Consider the following 16,944-nt stretch of genomic DNA (forward strand, 5'->3'; position numbering starts at 1 on the left):
CCACGCTTAAAGTAACGGTCTGTCACTAACGTGTCGGGGCGTCATCTCTCGGCCGAACGAGCACGTCTGTGCCTTGTCCGGAGCGGACGACGGGACCACAGGGCCGTGGCTGCCTACCGTGAGGTGGGATGCACCCCCGAGAGCGTCCCGCCGGGGCCCGCCGTCGCTTCGCATGCGGGGCGGGCCCGCATCGGCGGGACGCGGCAGTCGGCGTCGGAGACGTCGAGCAGCCCCGACTGGGCCAGCTTCCAGCCCAGCTGGAGACGGCTGTTGCTGCCACCGACCGCATCGCTCAGCTTGGCGATGTGGTTGCGCACCGTCCGTTCATTAATGCCGAAACGCTTGGCGATGATTGCGTCGGTGTGTCCGTCGACCAGCAGCTCGGCGATGGCGCGCTGTCGGTCGGTGACCCCGTCGACGCTGGGTTCGGGCGGCGCGTACAACGGGGTGGCGGTGAACCACAGCTGGTCGAAGACCCCGGCCAGGTAGTCGATGAGCGCCGGCTGACGGACCTCGAGCGCCACTTGGCGGTCCTCCTGGGCAGCGATGATCACCACGCTCCGGTCGAACAGCAGCAGCCGCTCGGGCAGCTCGTCCAGGATCCTCGCCTCGGCTGTTTCCTTGAGGGCTGTGTAGTACTCCAGCAGGCCCCGGCCGTAGCGGGCGGAGGGCTGGTAGAGGGTGCGCATCTGCACCTTCCGCTCCGCCAGCCTAAGGGCGCGGGGGAGCGCGTCGGCGAGCGCAGACTCGGAGCGGATCCCGCCGGGCTGGATGGCCAGCATCCGCTCCTGCGCGCTGTCCGTGGCCTCTTCGATGGCGGCCTTGATCCGCGGCAGGCCCTCCAGGATCGTGAACGGCCCGCCCTGCTCGGGCCGCTCCACCTGCAGGTGCATCATCGGGTTGAGGAGGTCCGCCAGCCGGGCGCCGCGCTCGCGCTCGACCGCCACCCGGCGCTCCAGAGTGTCCAGCAGCCGGGGCAGGACCACGGCGGCCTCCACAGCCAGGAAGACGTCCTCGCGGTCGGGATCGGGGTGCACCAGACCGAGATCGATCAGGCACGGCGCCCGCTCGGCCTCGGCCCGGGCAACGGATCCCCCCGACCGCAGCGCGCGCTCGTAGATCTCGGCTCCGACTGCACAGACGTCTTCGTTCTCGGGGTGCTGGTGCGGCGCTATGCCCCCTGTCACTGCTGCCCCTCTCACCGGTGTTGATCAGGCCGAATGCGCGGAATCCTACGGTCCGGCAGGGTGCGGAATGCGAACTGATTTTCGCTTCCGTGGGTGGTGTGGCGCCTGCGCGCTGGCCCGCCCGTGGCCCGAACAGCTCGCAAAGGCCCGCAATCCCGGGCGTGTCACTCACCCGGGCAGTGCCTGCGCAACACGAAGATCCCTGCGCGGCCGCCCCTCGGTCTTCGGTTGTCTCCTGGAGGGCACCCCCTCCAACCCACACAACCCCAGCCGCGCCGCGGAAATGCCCGCCACTGCCAGTGCGGCGTCCGGTGGAAGAGATTCCTCCGTGTCCTGCGGGTATACCGTACCGGTATGGCCTTGATGAGGGGGAGAGGGTTATGCCCGTCCAAGATCCGATGACAGCCGTCCCAGCCGCATGGCTGCTGCAGCGGGCACGCTCGGAACCTGACACGCAGATGGCACTGGCCCGGTTCCTCGGCGTGACCCAGCCCTCGGTGCACCGCTATCTCACCGGAGAGCGTGAACCCACCTTCGCCGACCTGCAGCGACTGATCGCCGGCATGGGATGCAGGCTGGAACTGCTGGTACGGACAGAACCCCAAGCCACCTTCCCCTTCCAGGTAGACCGGCTCGCCGCCCGCCAGCCCTACCGGGTCAAGGAACCCGCGCTGGCCCGCCTGCTGCCCGCCTGCCTGCAACGCGAGCACGGGGGATTCCCCGCCGACATCCCTGACGGACCCACCCCCGGCGAAGCACTGGGATGGCTCTACGAACTGCGCGTCCTGGCCCGGCAGGCCGCCGCCCCCCGGCGCCGGCTGGAGACCATCAGCGACCGCCGCCCCCGCCTGCACGACGAGCAGCTCCTGCGCCTCCTCAAGCCGGTCGGCTCCGGCGCCCGCCAGGCGGCCACCGTGCTCGCGTGCGCCATCGACCGCGCGGCACAGCGGGCGGGCCGCGAAGAACGCAGGCCGCGCCGCGGCAGCCGCGAGATCCCCGACCGCCTGGGACGACGGACCTGGGCACACGCCGTGGCCTGTGTACGCGCCGAAGCGACGATCTGCACGGACCTCGCCCGCACCCTGCCCGACGAGGACCGCTACCTCGCCGCAGAACTCGACGAACTCGCCCAGCACAGCGCCGCCTTGTACCAGCAGGCCGCGGCGACCGCCGCGTTCACCGCCTGGCGCACAGACCTGGACGACCCGCGCTACCACGACTGGCTCGACGGCGACCTCCAGGACTGACCCCAGGCGCAGTCAGCCCTGGGCGGCAAACAGCCCGATCAGCCGCTCGCGCTGCCTCGGCCCCAGCCCCCGGACCTTGCGCCGGGCCGGGACCTTCAGCTCGGTCATCAGCTGCTGCGCGCGCACCGTGCCGATACCCGGCAGTGCGCGCAGCAACTGCTGCACCGGCGTCTTGCCGGCCACATCGTCCGTACGCTCCAGCACCGCAGCAAGGGCCAGCTCACCGGACTTCAACTCGGCCAACATATTGGCGCGTTCGCGTCGCGTCCGTACAGCCTTCTGCAACGCCTCGGCACGCGCCTCGGGACTCAGCGCAGGGAGCGCCATAGACCTCACTCGTCCTTCCGTTGATCAATTTCGGCCATCATGCCCTGACAGCAGGTCTGTGAACAGGCGATTATGCAGCAGACGGCAGCAAGGTCCGCGAGGTCAGGCCGAGCCGCTTCACGGCCCATTGCAGGGCGGGCTGCTCGGGATCGGCGGCGATCCTCTTCGCCAGTTCCCTCGAGACACCCTCCAGGCCACTCAGGCAGAGGTTGGCGATCTCCGTGGTGACCGCCTGAACGCGGACCCGGTCCGCAGGCCCAGACCAGACCCCCCGCTGACCAGGATGGCTGCGTGCCCAGCGTGCCGAGACCAGATGGACAAGCCTGCCGCTGTCCCATCCGCTCAGCGCGGCCAGATACAGGTGGGCCCGGCCAGCCGTCTCCGGGTCCGCCCGCTGGGAGAGACTGCGCTCGAAGTGCACCACTGCCGCTCCAGGGCGGCCGGCCAACAGATGGGCGAGGGCGAACCCGTGGCTGACCTGGGGGTCGTAGGGGTCCTTGTCCTGGGCGGCCTCGTACAGGGCCAGGGCCTGCTCCGGGCGGCCGGTGCGGACCAGGAGCCAGGCCCAGTTGTGTAGATGATGGGCACTGCACTCCAGATGCGCGGCCTCGCCAGCCGCCGCGAGAGCCCCGACCTGGTCCCCCGTACCCCACAGGGTCAGGGCGTGCAGGTGGTGGGCGCGTCCGGAGGCAGGCCAGCGCCGCACCGCTTCTGCTGCGACCTGCAACGCCTCGGCCCCGCGACCCAGATCATGCAGTGCGGCAGCGAGCGCCTCGTACCCGCCCAGTCGCTCGGGGCCCAGTTCGAGGCAGCGCCGGGCGGCGGCCAGCCCCGCCCCGGCCGGGGCATCCGGGCCCGCGACGCGCCACAGCTCGGCCAGGTCCTCCTGGATCACCGCGCTGTCCGGATCCAGCCGTGCCGCGCCCTCCAGCGCCTCCCGTGCGCCCACGACATCGGCACGTCCCAGCAGGATCCGCCCCAGAACCCCAGCCATCCAGCCCTGTTCCGGTGCTAGAACCACCGCCCGGCGGGCAACGGCGATGGCCTCGTCGAAACATCGCAGCGCCTCCAGAGCCTCGGCCAGCGCGGTGTGCGCGGCGGCGTTCAGCGGGTCCGCTGTGACAGCGCGGCGCAGGACGACGGCGGCCGCCGCCGGCCGGGCCAGGCACAGCAGCACCTCGCCCAGCATCCGGTGGCGGTGGCTGACGTGCGGGTCATCAAGCTGACTATGGTCGAGCGCGGCGCGCAGGCGCTGCTCCGCCTCCCCATGGCGGCCCTGTGCCATGGCCGCGCTGGCCAGTTCGGTCAGCACCGCCGGATCGTCCGGATGCACGATGAGCCCCCGGCCCAGCGCATGCTCGGCCTGGCCCGCGCGGCCGCGGCGCACCAGGGAACGCCCGAGATCGACATAGGGCTGCGAAGGCACACAGCCGTCGTGCCCCTCGGGTTCCAGCCACAGCGGCCGGTCCCACCACTCGGCCACGCCGAAGTAGTCGCCCATCCACTGCAACTGGTAGCTCAGCTCCCGGTACAGGTTCCTGGCACATTCCTGGTCCGTGGGCGCGAGCTCCAGCCAGGCCCGCAACACCGCCTCGTGCTCAGCCAGCCGAAGCGGATCCTGCTGCCACCAGAGGAAGTGCCGGTGCCCGCTTCGGTGGCCCCCCTCAGCGGCAAGCGCCGCGTCAGCCAGATCGTCTTCGCCCTGCTCCCGCAAGGCGAAGGCAACCTGCTCACGCAGGCAGTCGTGCCCCGGCTCCAGACGTTCTGCCGCGCGGAAGGCGCCCAGACGCTCCTGCCCTTGCGTGAACAGCCCCAGCCGTACCTGGTAGGGGGCGACGTCCGGAGCCAACCGGACGGCGGCGCGCAGCTGTTCCAGCCCGGCGCCGCGATCGCCCTGGTCGCACAGAAAAGTGCCCCACAGAGCCAGCAGCCCGGCATCCTCGGAAGCCCAGCGCAGCGCGTGTTCCAGCTCCTTGCGCGCCCCCTCGGTGTCCCCACCCCGCCACAAGGCCAGCGCCAGCTCCTCCGGCATGATCCCGGCATGGCTCAGAGCCCGGGTCTGCTCGCTGAGCAACGCCGCGCGCTCCTCCTCATCGAGCCCTTCGGCCTTCGCGACGCCGCTGACACCGGCGAACTTGTGGTTGAGCAGGTCCCACTGGAGCAAATCGTTGATGGCCCAGGACAGATGCTGCCACGGCAGCCACCCGCTCGGAGCCTGGCGGGCATGCGTACGCAGACGGGCTACACGCCGCAGCCCCTCATCGGCGGAGTGGACGCGCACCATGCGGGCGTGGTCGTCCAGCGCCTCTATCCACGCCTCCAGGTCGCGCTCGTCGAACCGCTCACGTCGCATGCTGGGCCCTCTCGCTGATCCGGGTAGAGCCCTCACGCTCGCGGGCCGCGCTCCTCAGCCAGCAGGCGATCCCGGAGGGTGCACGGGGAAATGCACGCTCTCCCGCCTGACGGGCATCTCATTAGCCGGGCCGCACCTGGAGCGGGCAGGCCACCGACGGCGCGCGGGCCGATGCCGCCCGCCCCCAGCAACCACCGGTCCGCGAGGCGGGCCGGCGAAGGCCGTGGCCTCCCACCAGGCGGGAGGAGTCACGGCGCGGTGACCGCCGGATAGGAAGCAGGGATCTAGCCGCTGGCGGCCGCACTAGCTTCGCGCCTGACCACCGCCAGGCCGCCCGCCGCACTGCTACAGGCGGCTGCCGAACCAAGGAGCCCCCTGCACATGCGCCCTCGCCCAGCTCGCGTCTTCTCGCGTCCGGCGTCCATCGTGGTCGCGGCCGCCATCTCCGGCACCCTCGCCTGGGCCCCATCGGCGTCGGCCGCGCCCCAGGCTGATCGCTTCGGCCCCGGCTATGCCATCCCTGACAGTGACGGCAACGCCGCGACCAGCCACATCGGCGCGTACGGGCCGCCGGGGATGCGAGTCCACGGCGACTGGGAGACCTACTGCGCCGACCCGGAGAAGAAGGGCCCGGACGCGGCTGGCGGCTACGGCGCACCCGCGGCCACCAGCCACTGGACTTCCTCGGTGACTGGCAAGCAGGTGCCCGACGCCCATGTCGCGTACGCCAGTTATGTGATCGGCCGGTACGGGCAGACCCAGAACGCGGCACAGGCTGCTGCCGTGGACGCCGTCGTGTACGACATGCTGGCGGGTGGCGCGTACAGCATCGACGGAGCCCGCGGAAAGCAGCGCCTGGCCTATCCGAACGTCTCCACCAGTTCGCGGACGCTGGCCCTCGACTACATCGCCGAGGCCAAGAAGTACGCCGGCCCCTACACCCTGACCCTCACCCCGAAGACGAAACAGACCCCGGCCGGGCAGAAGGTCGAGGTCAGTGTTGCGGTCACGGCCACCCTCTCCGGCACGAAGGTGCCCGGGGTCAAGGTCAAGCTCACCGAGGCGGGGGAGAAGGGCGAGAGCGGTCAGGTCACCACCGGAGCGGACGGCACGGCCCGCTGGAGTTTCACCGCCGAAACCAAGGGCGAGGCCAGTATCGAGGCGCGCGCCGACCAGCTGCCCGGCTCCCAGCTGAAGGTCCTCACCCCCCGGGACACCAAGGCCCAGCGAATGCTGCTGGCCGGCGACACCGTCACCGCCAAGGCCGCCGCCACGGTGGAGGTCACCGCCCCGCCCGGCGGCGTCGAGATCCGCAAGAAGGACCCCGAGGGCACCAAGATGTCCGGGGTCGCCTTTGAGCTCCTCGACGCCGCCGGCAAGACGGCCGCCCGGGGCACCACCGACCAGGAGGGCATCCTCGCCTTCGACGACCTGCCCGCGGGCACCTACCTGCTGCGCGAGATCAGCAGCAACAGCCCGCTGCACGCCCTGGTACCCGACCAGAAGATCGTCATCACCGAGGGCAAGACAGCAGCGGCCAACCCGGTCGTGATCATCGACCCGTTCAAGCCCGCCGACCTCACTCTCAAGAAGATCGACAAGGACAGCGGCAAAACCCTGCCTGGTGCGGTCATCAACATCGCCGCCGACACCGTGGGGGCGGACGGCAAGCATGCCCCCGGCAAGAAGATCGCCACCGTCACCACCGGAGCGGACGGGACCGCCACCGCGAAGCTGGACGTCCTGTTCAAGGCGGGCACCACCTACTGGGCTACCGAGGTCAAGGCGCCCGCCGGCTACGAACTGAACGCCATCCCGCAGCAGTTCACCGCCAAGCCCGCCGCCCGGGTCGAGGTCACCATCGCCGACGTCAAGACCCCCTCGACGCCGCCGTCCACCCCGCCTGCCACGCCGCCGTCCACCCCGCCCGCCACGCCGGATCAGCCGAGGCCACCCGCGGCGCAGCCGCCCGCCCCCTCAGCGCAGCTGGCCCATACCGGCGGCGGCAACATCACCTGGGCCCTGGGCGCCGGAGCCGTTCTGCTGACTGGCGGAGGAATGACGGTATGGGTCGCCCGCCGCCGCAGGAACACCGGCGCGTCGGCTTCCTGATCCAGCGCTGCCCTGGCACGCCTTGCTGTCCCCGCCCGACCGCCCGCACTGAACAGGAGTCCCATGCCACAGCACGGCGAAGGGTACGTGCCGCCGGCGCCGATCCGACGGCGCCAGGAGGTAGAGGTCTTCGGCAACCGGTTCGGCCGGCTGTACAACGACGAGGTGGTCTTCCCCAGTGGAGCCGAAGGCCGCTACCTGCGGTGGCAGTGGAACCAGCAGGGTGTCGTGGTTGTCCCCGTCGGGCCGTCCGGGCTGGCCCTGGTTCCCAGCTACCGCTATCCGGTGGGGGCCCCCTCGCTGGAGTTCCCGCGCGGCGGCTGCGAGCCGGATGAAGACGTACAGATGGCGGCCGCGCGGGAGCTGAAGGAGGAATCGGGCCTGACGGCGATCTCAGTGCGCACGATAGGCCAGATCCACACCGACACCGGCCTCATCGAGACCACCGCGCACGTCTGCCTCGCCGTGGTGCAGTCACCCGAGACCGCCCAGGCCCGCCCCGAGGAGACCGAGTCGGTGGCTGCCCCGATCTGGCTGCCGCAGGACCGCTTGCTGGACGGGATCCGGCAGGGACAGATCACCTGTGCGATCACCATGGCAGCCTTCGCCGTCGCGATGGCTGAACTGGACAGGCCCTGTCCCACCGTCCAGTCTGCCCGTGACCTCAGTCCCGGGAACTGCCCGGATCCCACAGCACAGCGGGCCGACGCAGCGGTGACAAGATGACGAGCAGCGCCGCGACGAGGGTCCCCGACCCGGAGAACATGGCGAGGGAGCCCTTCTCGGTGAAGCTGGTCGACGCCACCGAGGCGTTCGTACTGGCCCGGCTGGCTCCCCACGCGTCCGCCGGCTCCGAGCCCTCCACCGACATCGAGCGCATGGCCTCTTATCTCGTGCATGGCGTACTCCTGCACGCCATGCACGCCCGCCTCAACGCGCGCGCCGTCAGCTTGCACGAAGCATGGCTGTCCTGGCGCCACCTGGCCGACCTGGCCCGGATGTTCAGCGACCACCCGGCCTTCCGCGAAGACTTCGGACGTACGATCTGGGAGTTCCCCCTCCCGCATCCCACCCGGGTACAGATCCGGTTCACCTGCGGCCACGGCCATGCACCCCTGCCTGCAGGAGCGCGCAGCGCCACGTTTCTCCGAGAGGCTCTCGACACCGAGCCCTTCAGCCCTCTGCGAGCCGCTGGTCGCCTGCGGACCACGGGCGCCTTCACCGAACGTGGCGACGGCACCTACACCGAACACTGGCACCTGCTGATGCCTTGCTCGGCCTGCGGTTGCACCGCACGAGCCGCCGCGCGGGCCCTCACCGCCAGCAGCCGCGCCCACAAGCAGAACAAGGAAGTGACCGCGTGAGACTCATCAGCCGCCGCCTGGCCCGCCGCCGCTTGACCCGCGCGGCCGTCGCGGCACTCATCGCCAACGAGCTGCAGTGGGGTGCCCTCCGGGACGAGATCCTCACGCAGCTCGGAGCCGTGCCCGTCCTGCGGGCTGATGCCGCCGCCGAGATGGACCGCATGCGCCGCCGAGGGCTGAGCGCCCTGCGGCTGGGCATGTCCAGTGATCTCGCCCCGTTCTTCTCAAAGATCCAGGGCGCCGAGCGGTCGGCCGAGCGCCTGCTCGCCCCGCGCGTCGTCATGCCCGCCCGACGCGGGCTGACCACCAGGTGGGGCAAGACGGGCCTGGTCGACCTCCCGGCCGCAGGCTTTCTCGCCGGCCGCCGCACGCAGCGGACCCCCAAGCCCGACAGGCACCCCATGAGCTGGCGACGCAGACCCCGCCCGGCCTGACCAGGACAGGGACACATCCGAGCCTGTGTCCCTCGTCCGCCCTCGCCTCGCAAGGTGCTATGTCTAGGTACACACCGTTTTGTCGATAGGGGAAGGGGCGTGCAGGGACACACAGGGACGGATTTCTCGGTCCTGCGTACGAAATCTATCCCTGTGTCGACGCGGTCAGCGGACGGTGGGGGGCTGCGGCGAAGAGACCGGGCGGACCGCAGCCTGCTGGGCTGCGTCCAGGTTCTGCCCCGCTCGCCCGGCCAGCGCCGCCGGGCCCGGTGCGTGCCGGGCCTGCAGCTCGTGCGCCCGGGACGTCGTCTGCCCCCGGGTGGCTTCTGCCGCGGCCTGGAGGAAGACGGCCGCAGAGGCGTCCTGGGCAGCAGTTCCCTTCTCCTCTCGTACGGCGTAGGGGTAGTCGACGTACAGGGACTCGAGCACCTGGTGGCCCACGGCCCGCTCCGCAGTCGTAAGAAGGGCCTGAGCCGCCTCGGGTGCGTCACGCAACCGCTGCGGCAGCGCCCCCAAAGTGGCGGGAAGCTCTGGCTCGACAACGCGATCTGGTGCAGCTACCTGCATGAACGCGGGCAAGAGCTTCTGCCGCCCCAGTTCCCGGGACAGGTACCACAACCGGGCACACGCCTGCCGAGGCCCTTGATCGTCCCCAAGCGCCGACCACAGCGCCTGCTGGTCGGAAAAGATCAGGGTGTCCAGTGCCTCCCGGGCGTGCGGGCGGACCTGCTCGACGTTCACCGCTGCCGCCGACAGGATTTTCCAGTGCTGGTGCAAACTCCGCACCGTCTCAGCGGTGGTGACGTAGTCGGGGTTGATCGCGTCGACAGCTTCCCCGAGCTCCTGGTCGCCACGGGCCACTTCGCGCGCCTCCAGCGGATCCAGGCGACTGGACACCTGCAGGGGCAGGCTCTCACCGACCCGGCCGCGCCACGCCCATCCTGCCTGCCGCCAGGCCGCCGGGTCCTGCCCGTCCTGGGTCTGCACGGCCATGGACTGTCGCACCCGGTCCAGCCAGTCGGCCAGGGCCTGACCCAGACGCTCCTCCTGCTCGGACGGACCGTTTGCTGTCTCCTGCCAGGCATGCGCCAGCAGGCCGCCGACCGGTATCTCCGTGCTCTCGACAGAGCCTGCGGTCCCGGTGAGGATCACGTACTGCTGTAGCGGCCGGTCATGCTGGGCCCAGTGCACCACCGCCTCGAGCGGGTCGGCGGTCAGCGTTTCCCAGGCGGTGTCGTCCCCGGCGACCCGGACCGCGTACCACCGGCGTGACTCGCCTCTCTCCCGGGGGCCGCGTCCCTCCAGCAGGGGGAACAGCTCGTCCCACACCTGCCCGGCCCGCTGCGCGTACGCGGCCGCATCCAGCTCGCCCCTCTGCGCCTGTTCAGCCAGCTCGTACAGCTCCAGCTGCAGATCGGTGCTCTGCTCGGCCCGCCGTGCCGCCTCCCACGCCCGGTCCGCTGCGGCCATGGCGGCCCGTTGCGCAGTGCCGGTGCCTTCGGCGGCGGCCAGCGCTCGCCCTTCGGGCGATGTGAGCTGCGCGAACAGGACGTCCGTGTCGGTGAGCTGACTGTCGGTGAGCCGGTAGGGGGCGGGGAAGCCGTCGTCGGTATGGACGATGACCGCGCGGCGCGGAGGCCGGGTGAATTCCGCGTGCGCGTACCGGGTATCGCCGACCGTGGCTGAGGCCAGGATGGTGGCCCGAGGCGCGAGTGCCGGACGCGCCCCGAGTTCATCGGCAGCCGGCCCGGGATAGATCTCATCGATGGCGATGTCGTCCATCGCCGCGAGCTCGGTGGCCTCCGCCAGTTCCCTGTCGGGCCGGTAGATCGCCCTGCGCTGACGGGTGAAGCCGAGTGCCCAGTCGAACTCGTCCCGCTCTGCGGCAGCACCTCGCTGGATCCGCGCCAGCATGTCCGACGTTTCCACACCGTGGAAGGCCAGGCGCGTCACCCAAGCCAGGACCGGTCCCCGAGGCGGCACCTCGCCCAGGTAGCGGCTCCAGCGTGCCCCCATCTCCTCCGGATGAAGACCTTCCGGCTCGTCGGCCAGAAGCCACTGAGCCAGTTCACGGTCCACTTCCCAGTGCTCACGGGGCTCCGTTATGGACGCGCGGACCTGCTCGACCAGACTGCGCGGGCTGCGCTGACGCCACCGCCCGCCTGCCTCGCACTCCTCGATCCGGACCGGATTCGCGGGGAACAGAGTGTCCGGACCAGGACGGTCCTGCTGCGTCCACGCCGACAGGGCCTGCCGGGGATCCGCAGTTACCCGGTACGGTCCGCCCTCGGGCCCGATCCGCAGCAGCGGTGGTGCCAACGCCGGGCTGGCGGCCTGCTCGTCGGGCAGTGCGGGCTGGTTCCAGGTCAGGGCCCTCAGCGCCTCCTCCACCCGGCCCAACGCCATCCAGACCTGCCCGTGCTGGCCCAGCTGGTACGTCTGATCGGGTGCGTCCCGCACGTCGAGCACCGCATCGAGCGCGCTCAACTGGCGCGCCACGTCCACCCGCGCCTGCTGCTCATCGGGGAACGCGGCCCGCAGCAGACGGCGGGCCTGCGCCACCACACCTTCACTCGTTCCCGCCGGCGCCCGGGCAACGATCTCCTCGTGGTGCTCGGCGAGGAAGGCGAACGCGGCGTAGCTCGCCGTCTCCCGCTCTTCTGCCGCCATTCGCTGGGCACGGCTGCGCTGCCAGAACTCGCGCTCGGCCTCCTCACCGTCCGGTTCCCAGTCACGGCGTAGGTCCGGATTCGGATCGCGCGGCCAGCGGGCCGCCCATGACCGCTCCTCCTCCGTCAACGGGGCCCCGTCGGCGGTAAAGGCGGCATACAGTCGGGCTGCTTCCTCCCGGCTGTCCGAGAAGTCTCGGTCCTCTCCATCGGGGCGGATCAGCTCCTCCTCGTCGCCGTAGCGATAAGCCACCCGCGCCCACTGCTCAAGTCCGGGATGCCCGACCCCGAGGAAGCCCTCGACAGCTCCGGCCAGCAGGTCGCGCTCCAGGGCCATTCTCAGGAAGAAGTCCGCCGTCGTTTTCAGGGCGGGCGCACTGTCCGTGTGGGCCCGCAACTGCCTCCAGGCCTGCTGGTACTCACGAGCGGACCACTCGGGGTAGGAAGCACGGCCAGGGTCACGCCACTGACTCTCGTGCTCGAGCAGTTCCAGCAGCTGGCCGACCCGCTGATGCACTAGGTTCCAGCCTCTGCCCGCAGGGTCGGGCAGGGCAACCGCCTCCTCGATCCCCTCGGGGAGCGGCGCCCGGAAGGCTGCAGCCCACCGGGCCGCGGCCCCCTCCCAATCCGGTCCCCAGGGAGCGCCGCCGGGGTCGGCCGGGACATGCAGGTGATGGCGCAGCCAGGCTGCTCGGGCGTTGAGCCACATCTCCGCCACCAAGCCGGGGGCGGGCTCGGTAGCGGCGAGCTCGGCCAGCGAGATGTCGCGGGCCCTCGTGTCGTCGACCGCGAAGACCCGGTAAGAAAGCCCCCGCTGGTCGGCCCGCATGATGTAGAGGGCGGTGTCCAGCGGATGACCGCTGACGTACTCCGTGCTCTCCCCACCCGGGGTGGTGGTGGTCACGAAGTAGCTGGGGTCATCCGTCATGGCGCCTCCTCCGTCTGCTGCTCGAAGGGCTCAGCGTGCCTTCGCCAGCGCGGAGAAAGGGGCGCCAGCCGCGAACTTTGTGCGCCGCTCCCGCCCCACGCAACACCATCTGTTTTCCGTCCCGCCCCACGGTGCGCCCAGCCGCCGCGGACCTCGCCCAGCCCCCTCCACAGCGGGGCCGGTCTTCGGCAGAGGAAGGGGCCCCGCAGCCGCACCGAAGGACGGCACGGCCATGGGAGGCCGGCGGCAGCGGGCCCGTACGACGGGCCCTGTGCAGGGGTTTTTTCCCGCCGGGCGGGAGCGCGCAAAGCACCCGGTCGGCGGGCATTGTCGCAGGCCGAACGTGCGTGATCAGGGTTGGAGCGAGCCGCTTCCGGACCATGGACCAAGGAGACCCGATCATGCCAGCGCGCCCTTCTCCCTCCCGACGTCTGCGCATCGGGACGGCGGCCGCCGCAACCAGCAAGGAGCCTTCGCTGGTGGTCTTCGACAACCCCGATGGCGCGGGCTTCAAGGTCACCGCCTCCGTCCACGGCCTGGACACCGAGCAGCCCCTCCCGCAGACCAGCCCTGACGGGCTGGCCATCGTCGCCGACCCGACGGCCAAGAGCGCGGCCCCCTGGCACCCGCCGACGTCACGGCAGCCTTCGAGGACCTGTACGCCACCGGCGGCCGAGACAAGAGCACCGGCCTGGACCGCACCACCGAATCCGCCAAGACCGCCCTGAAGATCCACGCCGAACGCGACAAGGAACTGGGGTCCAAGGGCGGAGCCAAGAAGTTCTTCCCCGCCAAGACCTCCCACACCATCTACGCGCTCAAGACCCGCGATGGCGTGCTCGCCCTGGTGCCGCTCGCCCACACGATGGAGGTGATGGTGACCCGGCCGGGCCTGCAGGTCGACCCCAGCCCGGTGGAATCCCTCTACGGCGCCAAGGCCGGCCCCGTCATCACCGACGAGTTCCACGGGCAGGCCGCCGCGTACCTGCTGGCCCAGGGCAGCGCCCGGGTCCTTGGCTTCGCCTACACGGTCACCGGCGCCCACTGATCGGAGACGATCTCGATGACTGCCCCCGCCCTCGCACACCATCACCACACCCTGGCCGAATCCCTTGCCGACGCTGCCCGCGACACCGGACACCGAGCCGAGCTCGACGCCCCCCTTCCCGGGATGAGCTGGGCCGCAGACGTCCTGGTGACCTCCCCGGGCGGGCGCCGCACCGTCCTGCAGATCCCCCCGCTCGCGGCCCGCAGCCAGGAGATCCGCGAGCGGACCGCGCACGCACACCAACGCGGCCTGAACATCGTGTGGTTCACTCCGGACGCGCACGATCCGCCGTGGCTGACGACGGTGCCCGCCGTACGCGTTGCGCCCCCCGCCCATCCTGGCGCCCCGTGGACCGCACCCGCCGCCGTGCAGGCGCTGACACGCGAGGCGTGCCCCTGCGGACCGGCCTGGGATCATGGCGTCCACCGCACCTGGGCGCCGCCCCAACCGGTCCCGGTGCCCGCCCTGCTGGAGGACCTGCTGACCCGGCGCCTGGTCCACGCCACCGTCCAGGCCGAGCTGCCGGGCCGCCGATTCACCGGCTGGGCCCGCGGCCAGGACGTGCGCGCCGAGGCGGAACACCTGCGGACACTGGCCGCCACCGACGGCGCCATCACTGAGGCCGCCCGCGCCTCGACCCCTTACCTCCCTAGCCCGGACGGACGGCCCGCCGCCCCTCTGGGACGGCTGCTCGAGGCCGCCCGTCACTGGGGCCACCAGAACACCGGAGAGGTCTGCCACATCGAGACGGCGAGCGCCGACTGGATGGCCGGCGGTCTCGTGGTCACCCCCAGCCGCCGCCCGCCCAGCCGCACACTGCCCGAGGTCACCGCCGTGGTGCGCCCCCTGCCCCACAAGATCGACTGGAACAGCGCGCTGAGCACCGTCCCGGTGCTGCTCGGCTCGCCCGAGGAGTACTTCACTCTCCGGCGCACCGCACCCGAGGGCGCCCAGATCCTCATCCTGTAACCCGGCCTCCTGCCCTGCGCCACCAGCGCCCCCAGGTGGCCCGCCAGCGTGCCATCTGGGAGAGCATCCGCAAGACGCCCGTCTCATGGGCCCATTGAGCACTTAGTAGCCCGCCGGGCGGGAGCACGAGAGGCCCCTGCCCGACGGACATTGCTGGAGCACCGCGTCGGTGACAACGCTGATGGCTGTTTCCCCGGCCCCTGCCCGCCTGCGCTCCCCGGCGGTCCAGCCACGGCCCGAAGACCAGACATCCCTTGGCGAGTGAAGGTCACGATGACACCCGACACCCCCCTGACCGCGCCCAGAGCCATCTCCGCGGTGCTGTTCCATGCCACCGCCGCACCGGAGTACGGCCTGCGGACACCCGGCTCCGCCGCACCCGCGACGGCGGCAGGACGATGACCTCGACGATCGCGGTCGATGCTGCGACTCCGCCGCGAGCCGCACGGCGCCTGCTCATCGGCTTCTTCGCCGCTCTGGGTGTGGTCATGGCGGTATGGGGGGCGCGGATGCCTGCCGTTCAGGCCGCGTCCCACCTCGGCCCCGGCCGACTGGCGGTGGTGCTGCTGGCCGCAGCGGCCGGCATGGTCGTCGGCCTGCAGATCGGCGGCCGCCTGGCTCAGCGGCACGGCCCCGCCCGGCTGCTCGTGGGGCCCGCCATCGTCTTCGGGCTGTCCCTCGCAGCCCTGGGACAGTGCCGCACACTGACGAGTCTCAGCGTCGTCGCAGTGGCCTTCGGACTGGCACACGGCCTTCTCGACGTCGGCGTCAACGCAGCAGCAGTGCAGTGCCAGCGCGGGTACGGCCGCAGCATTATGTCCGGGCTCCACGCCGCTTACAGCCTGGGCGCGCTGGCCGGTGCCGGCCTTGCCGCGGTCACCACGTGGGTGCCCCACCAGGTCGTATTTGCCGCCGTTGGAGCGGGAGTCGCCCTGGCGGCCGCAGCAGCGGGGCCGAAGGTGCGGCACATTCAGGCGCTCGATCAGGGCCCCTCCAGCGCAGAGCACGCCGGCAAGTCCCCCGAACCCAAGGGACTTGGCCGCTCGACAATGTGGCTGCTGGGATCGCTCGCCGCAGCCTGCCTGCTCGCAGAAGGGGCTGCCACAGACTGGGCCGCCGTCCACCTGCGCCACCTGGGCGCGTCCGAAAGCGTGGCGGCATCCGCCTACGCCCTCTACAGCGCCGCCATGGCCGCGGGCCGATTGCTCGGCGACCGGGTCACCGCACGCTTCGGCGCGGTCGCCGTCGTACGCGCAGGCGCTCTTCTCGCCTCCGCCGGTCTGGGCGCAGGGCTGATCGCGGACTCTGCTCCCGCGGCATTGGCCGGGTGGATGGCACTCGGCCTGGGCCTGTCCACGGCCGTCCCGTCCCTGATTTCGGCTGCTGGACGCGGTGGCCCGCGAGCTGTGGGCACCGTCGCTGCGACCGGTTACATCGGTCTGCTGGCCGGCCCCGCCGCGATCGGCGGGCTCGCCTCGTTCCTCACGCTTCCCGCAGCTCTCGTTCTTCCCGTCGCCCTGGCTGCCGTAGTCGCAGTCACCGCCCGCCGAGCACTGGAGTCCTGATGGCCAGCACACCCATCACCGCATCCCAGCCCCTTCCCGTCGACCAACTGGAGGCGGTGATCATCGACTACAACGGGGTCATCGGCCGGCAGCCCACGCCCGAGATGTGGTCGCGTCTGGCGGTCACGGCCGGATGGCCCGCCGCGCGCATCGAGATCTTCATGCGGGCCTTCTGGGGCAGACGTCCCGCCTACGACGCCGGCGAGATCAGCGACCACGCGTTCTGGCAGGACCTCGTGCGCGGCGGGCAGGAAGCAGGCCCCGGCAGCGAGCTCCTGGCCGCTCTGCGCAGGGCCGACACTCAGATGTGGACCCGCACCGACCCGGCGGTCCTTGAGGTCCTGCACCACGCGCACGCAGCCGGGGTCCCCATGGTGCTGCTGTCCAACGCGCCGCTCCCGCTGGCCTCGGCCCTCGACGAAGCCGCGTGGTGCGCCACCTTGATGTCCCGCACGGTGTACTCCGCCCGGATCGGGGTGAACAAGCCCGACACCAGAGCGTACGAAGCCGCCTTTATGGCGGCTGGATGGCCCACCCCCCGCCAGACACTGTTCGTCGACGACCGGGCCGACAACATCGAGGCAGCAGCGCGGCTGGGGATGAGCACGCTGCACTTCGAGGGGGACGCCGCCGAGCTGGCCAGTCGGCTGCCGCAGGCAACCGCGCAGTTCACTCCCTCTGCAGTGTGACTCCTCGGGCGGCTGCCGGTGCTGCATCTCCGCCTGGCTGCCGCCCCAGCCG

General features: G+C 71.2%; 15 protein-coding genes. 11 read left to right on the top strand and 4 right to left on the bottom strand.

The features are described from left to right. Positions 1–113: 113 nt before the first annotated feature. Positions 114–1,187: a LuxR C-terminal-related transcriptional regulator gene (locus ACFYOJ_RS34650; RefSeq protein ID WP_356557799.1), complete on the bottom strand. Its 1,074-nt coding sequence runs from the start codon at positions 1,185–1,187 to the stop codon at positions 114–116. Between the two features lie 398 nt (positions 1,188–1,585). Here ACFYOJ_RS34650 and ACFYOJ_RS34655 point away from each other — a divergent pair, with 398 nt between their 5' ends. Continuing rightward, the gene (locus ACFYOJ_RS34655; RefSeq protein ID WP_356557800.1) at positions 1,586–2,434 is read left to right on the top strand and encodes a helix-turn-helix transcriptional regulator; all 849 of its coding nucleotides are present in this window, start codon (positions 1,586–1,588) and stop codon (positions 2,432–2,434) included. 12 nt (positions 2,435–2,446) lie between these two features. Here ACFYOJ_RS34655 and mihF read toward each other — a convergent pair whose 3' ends face one another. Next, on the bottom strand, positions 2,447–2,761 hold the full coding sequence (mihF, locus tag ACFYOJ_RS34660; RefSeq protein WP_356557802.1) for an integration host factor, actinobacterial type: 315 nt from the start codon (positions 2,759–2,761) through the stop codon (positions 2,447–2,449). A 70-nt stretch (positions 2,762–2,831) separates the two neighbouring features. Beyond that, a complete protein-coding gene (locus ACFYOJ_RS34665; RefSeq protein ID WP_356557803.1) occupies positions 2,832–5,114 on the bottom strand; it encodes a tetratricopeptide repeat protein in 2,283 nt (760 codons plus the stop codon). A 381-nt stretch (positions 5,115–5,495) separates the two neighbouring features. Here ACFYOJ_RS34665 and ACFYOJ_RS34670 point away from each other — a divergent pair, with 381 nt between their 5' ends. The 4 genes from ACFYOJ_RS34670 to ACFYOJ_RS34685 all read left to right on the top strand — a co-directional run bounded on the left by ACFYOJ_RS34670 (position 5,496) and on the right by ACFYOJ_RS34685 (position 9,024). Next, positions 5,496–7,226, top strand: coding sequence for a SpaA isopeptide-forming pilin-related protein (locus tag ACFYOJ_RS34670; RefSeq protein WP_356557804.1), 1,731 nt, complete (start codon positions 5,496–5,498; stop codon positions 7,224–7,226). Between the two features lie 63 nt (positions 7,227–7,289). Beyond that, a complete protein-coding gene (locus tag ACFYOJ_RS34675) occupies positions 7,290–7,952 on the top strand; it encodes an NUDIX hydrolase (protein ID WP_356557806.1) in 663 nt (220 codons plus the stop codon). Next, the gene (locus ACFYOJ_RS34680) at positions 7,949–8,590 is read left to right on the top strand and encodes a hypothetical protein (protein ID WP_356557807.1); all 642 of its coding nucleotides are present in this window, start codon (positions 7,949–7,951) and stop codon (positions 8,588–8,590) included. The genes ACFYOJ_RS34675 and ACFYOJ_RS34680 overlap by 4 nt, the downstream gene beginning before the upstream one ends. Continuing rightward, positions 8,587–9,024 carry a hypothetical protein gene (locus ACFYOJ_RS34685; RefSeq protein ID WP_356557808.1) on the top strand — a complete coding sequence of 146 codons (438 nt, stop codon included), beginning with the start codon at positions 8,587–8,589 and terminating at the stop codon, positions 9,022–9,024. Before ACFYOJ_RS34680 ends, ACFYOJ_RS34685 begins: the two co-directional genes overlap by 4 nt. A 165-nt stretch (positions 9,025–9,189) precedes the next feature. Here ACFYOJ_RS34685 and ACFYOJ_RS34690 read toward each other — a convergent pair whose 3' ends face one another. Further along, positions 9,190–12,621 (bottom strand): hypothetical protein, encoded by a 3,432-nt coding sequence (locus tag ACFYOJ_RS34690; protein ID WP_356557810.1) that lies wholly within the window; start codon positions 12,619–12,621, stop codon positions 9,190–9,192. Between the two features lie 401 nt (positions 12,622–13,022). On the opposite strand from ACFYOJ_RS34690, the gene ACFYOJ_RS34695 reads away from it, so the two are divergent. The 6 genes from ACFYOJ_RS34695 to ACFYOJ_RS34720 all read left to right on the top strand — a co-directional run bounded on the left by ACFYOJ_RS34695 (position 13,023) and on the right by ACFYOJ_RS34720 (position 16,892). Then, positions 13,023–13,349 carry a hypothetical protein gene (locus ACFYOJ_RS34695; protein WP_356557812.1) on the top strand — a complete coding sequence of 109 codons (327 nt, stop codon included), beginning with the start codon at positions 13,023–13,025 and terminating at the stop codon, positions 13,347–13,349. A 107-nt stretch (positions 13,350–13,456) separates the two neighbouring features. Next, the gene (locus ACFYOJ_RS34700; RefSeq protein WP_356557814.1) at positions 13,457–13,669 is read left to right on the top strand and encodes a hypothetical protein; all 213 of its coding nucleotides are present in this window, start codon (positions 13,457–13,459) and stop codon (positions 13,667–13,669) included. Positions 13,670–13,684: 15 nt separating this feature from the next. Beyond that, positions 13,685–14,638, top strand: a complete 954-nt coding sequence (locus ACFYOJ_RS34705) for a hypothetical protein (protein WP_356557815.1) — start codon at positions 13,685–13,687, stop codon at positions 14,636–14,638. Between the two features lie 273 nt (positions 14,639–14,911). Next, entirely contained in the window at positions 14,912–15,040 is a 129-nt protein-coding gene (locus ACFYOJ_RS34710) for a hypothetical protein (RefSeq protein ID WP_388598540.1), read from the top strand. Further along, on the top strand, positions 15,037–16,203 hold the full coding sequence (locus ACFYOJ_RS34715; RefSeq protein WP_356557816.1) for an MFS transporter: 1,167 nt from the start codon (positions 15,037–15,039) through the stop codon (positions 16,201–16,203). The genes ACFYOJ_RS34710 and ACFYOJ_RS34715 overlap by 4 nt, the downstream gene beginning before the upstream one ends. Continuing rightward, a complete protein-coding gene (locus ACFYOJ_RS34720) occupies positions 16,203–16,892 on the top strand; it encodes an HAD family phosphatase (protein ID WP_356557818.1) in 690 nt (229 codons plus the stop codon). Before ACFYOJ_RS34715 ends, ACFYOJ_RS34720 begins: the two co-directional genes overlap by 1 nt. The last annotated feature ends 52 nt before the right edge of the window (positions 16,893–16,944 follow it).

Source organism: Streptomyces sp. NPDC006384 (genome assembly GCF_042870695.1).
Lineage (GTDB): Bacteria > Actinomycetota > Actinomycetes > Streptomycetales > Streptomycetaceae > Streptomyces.

What these genes read in the sequence shown, in the direction of transcription:
- ACFYOJ_RS34680 (WP_356557807.1), top strand. Translation starts at nt 7,949, where the DNA reads ATGACGAGCAGCGCCGCGACGAGGGTCCCCGACCCGGAGAACATGGCG.
- ACFYOJ_RS34695 (WP_356557812.1), top strand. Translation starts at nt 13,023, where the DNA reads ATGCCAGCGCGCCCTTCTCCCTCCCGACGTCTGCGCATCGGGACGGCG.
- ACFYOJ_RS34710 (WP_388598540.1), top strand. Translation starts at nt 14,912, where the DNA reads ATGACACCCGACACCCCCCTGACCGCGCCCAGAGCCATCTCCGCGGTG.
- ACFYOJ_RS34675 (WP_356557806.1), top strand. Translation starts at nt 7,290, where the DNA reads ATGCCACAGCACGGCGAAGGGTACGTGCCGCCGGCGCCGATCCGACGG.
- mihF (WP_356557802.1), bottom strand. Translation starts at nt 2,761, where the DNA reads ATGGCGCTCCCTGCGCTGAGTCCCGAGGCGCGTGCCGAGGCGTTGCAG.
- ACFYOJ_RS34690 (WP_356557810.1), bottom strand. Translation starts at nt 12,621, where the DNA reads ATGACGGATGACCCCAGCTACTTCGTGACCACCACCACCCCGGGTGGG.
- ACFYOJ_RS34665 (WP_356557803.1), bottom strand. Translation starts at nt 5,114, where the DNA reads ATGCGACGTGAGCGGTTCGACGAGCGCGACCTGGAGGCGTGGATAGAG.
- ACFYOJ_RS34720 (WP_356557818.1), top strand. Translation starts at nt 16,203, where the DNA reads ATGGCCAGCACACCCATCACCGCATCCCAGCCCCTTCCCGTCGACCAA.
- ACFYOJ_RS34715 (WP_356557816.1), top strand. Translation starts at nt 15,037, where the DNA reads ATGACCTCGACGATCGCGGTCGATGCTGCGACTCCGCCGCGAGCCGCA.
- ACFYOJ_RS34655 (WP_356557800.1), top strand. Translation starts at nt 1,586, where the DNA reads ATGACAGCCGTCCCAGCCGCATGGCTGCTGCAGCGGGCACGCTCGGAA.
- ACFYOJ_RS34670 (WP_356557804.1), top strand. Translation starts at nt 5,496, where the DNA reads ATGCGCCCTCGCCCAGCTCGCGTCTTCTCGCGTCCGGCGTCCATCGTG.
- ACFYOJ_RS34705 (WP_356557815.1), top strand. Translation starts at nt 13,685, where the DNA reads ATGACTGCCCCCGCCCTCGCACACCATCACCACACCCTGGCCGAATCC.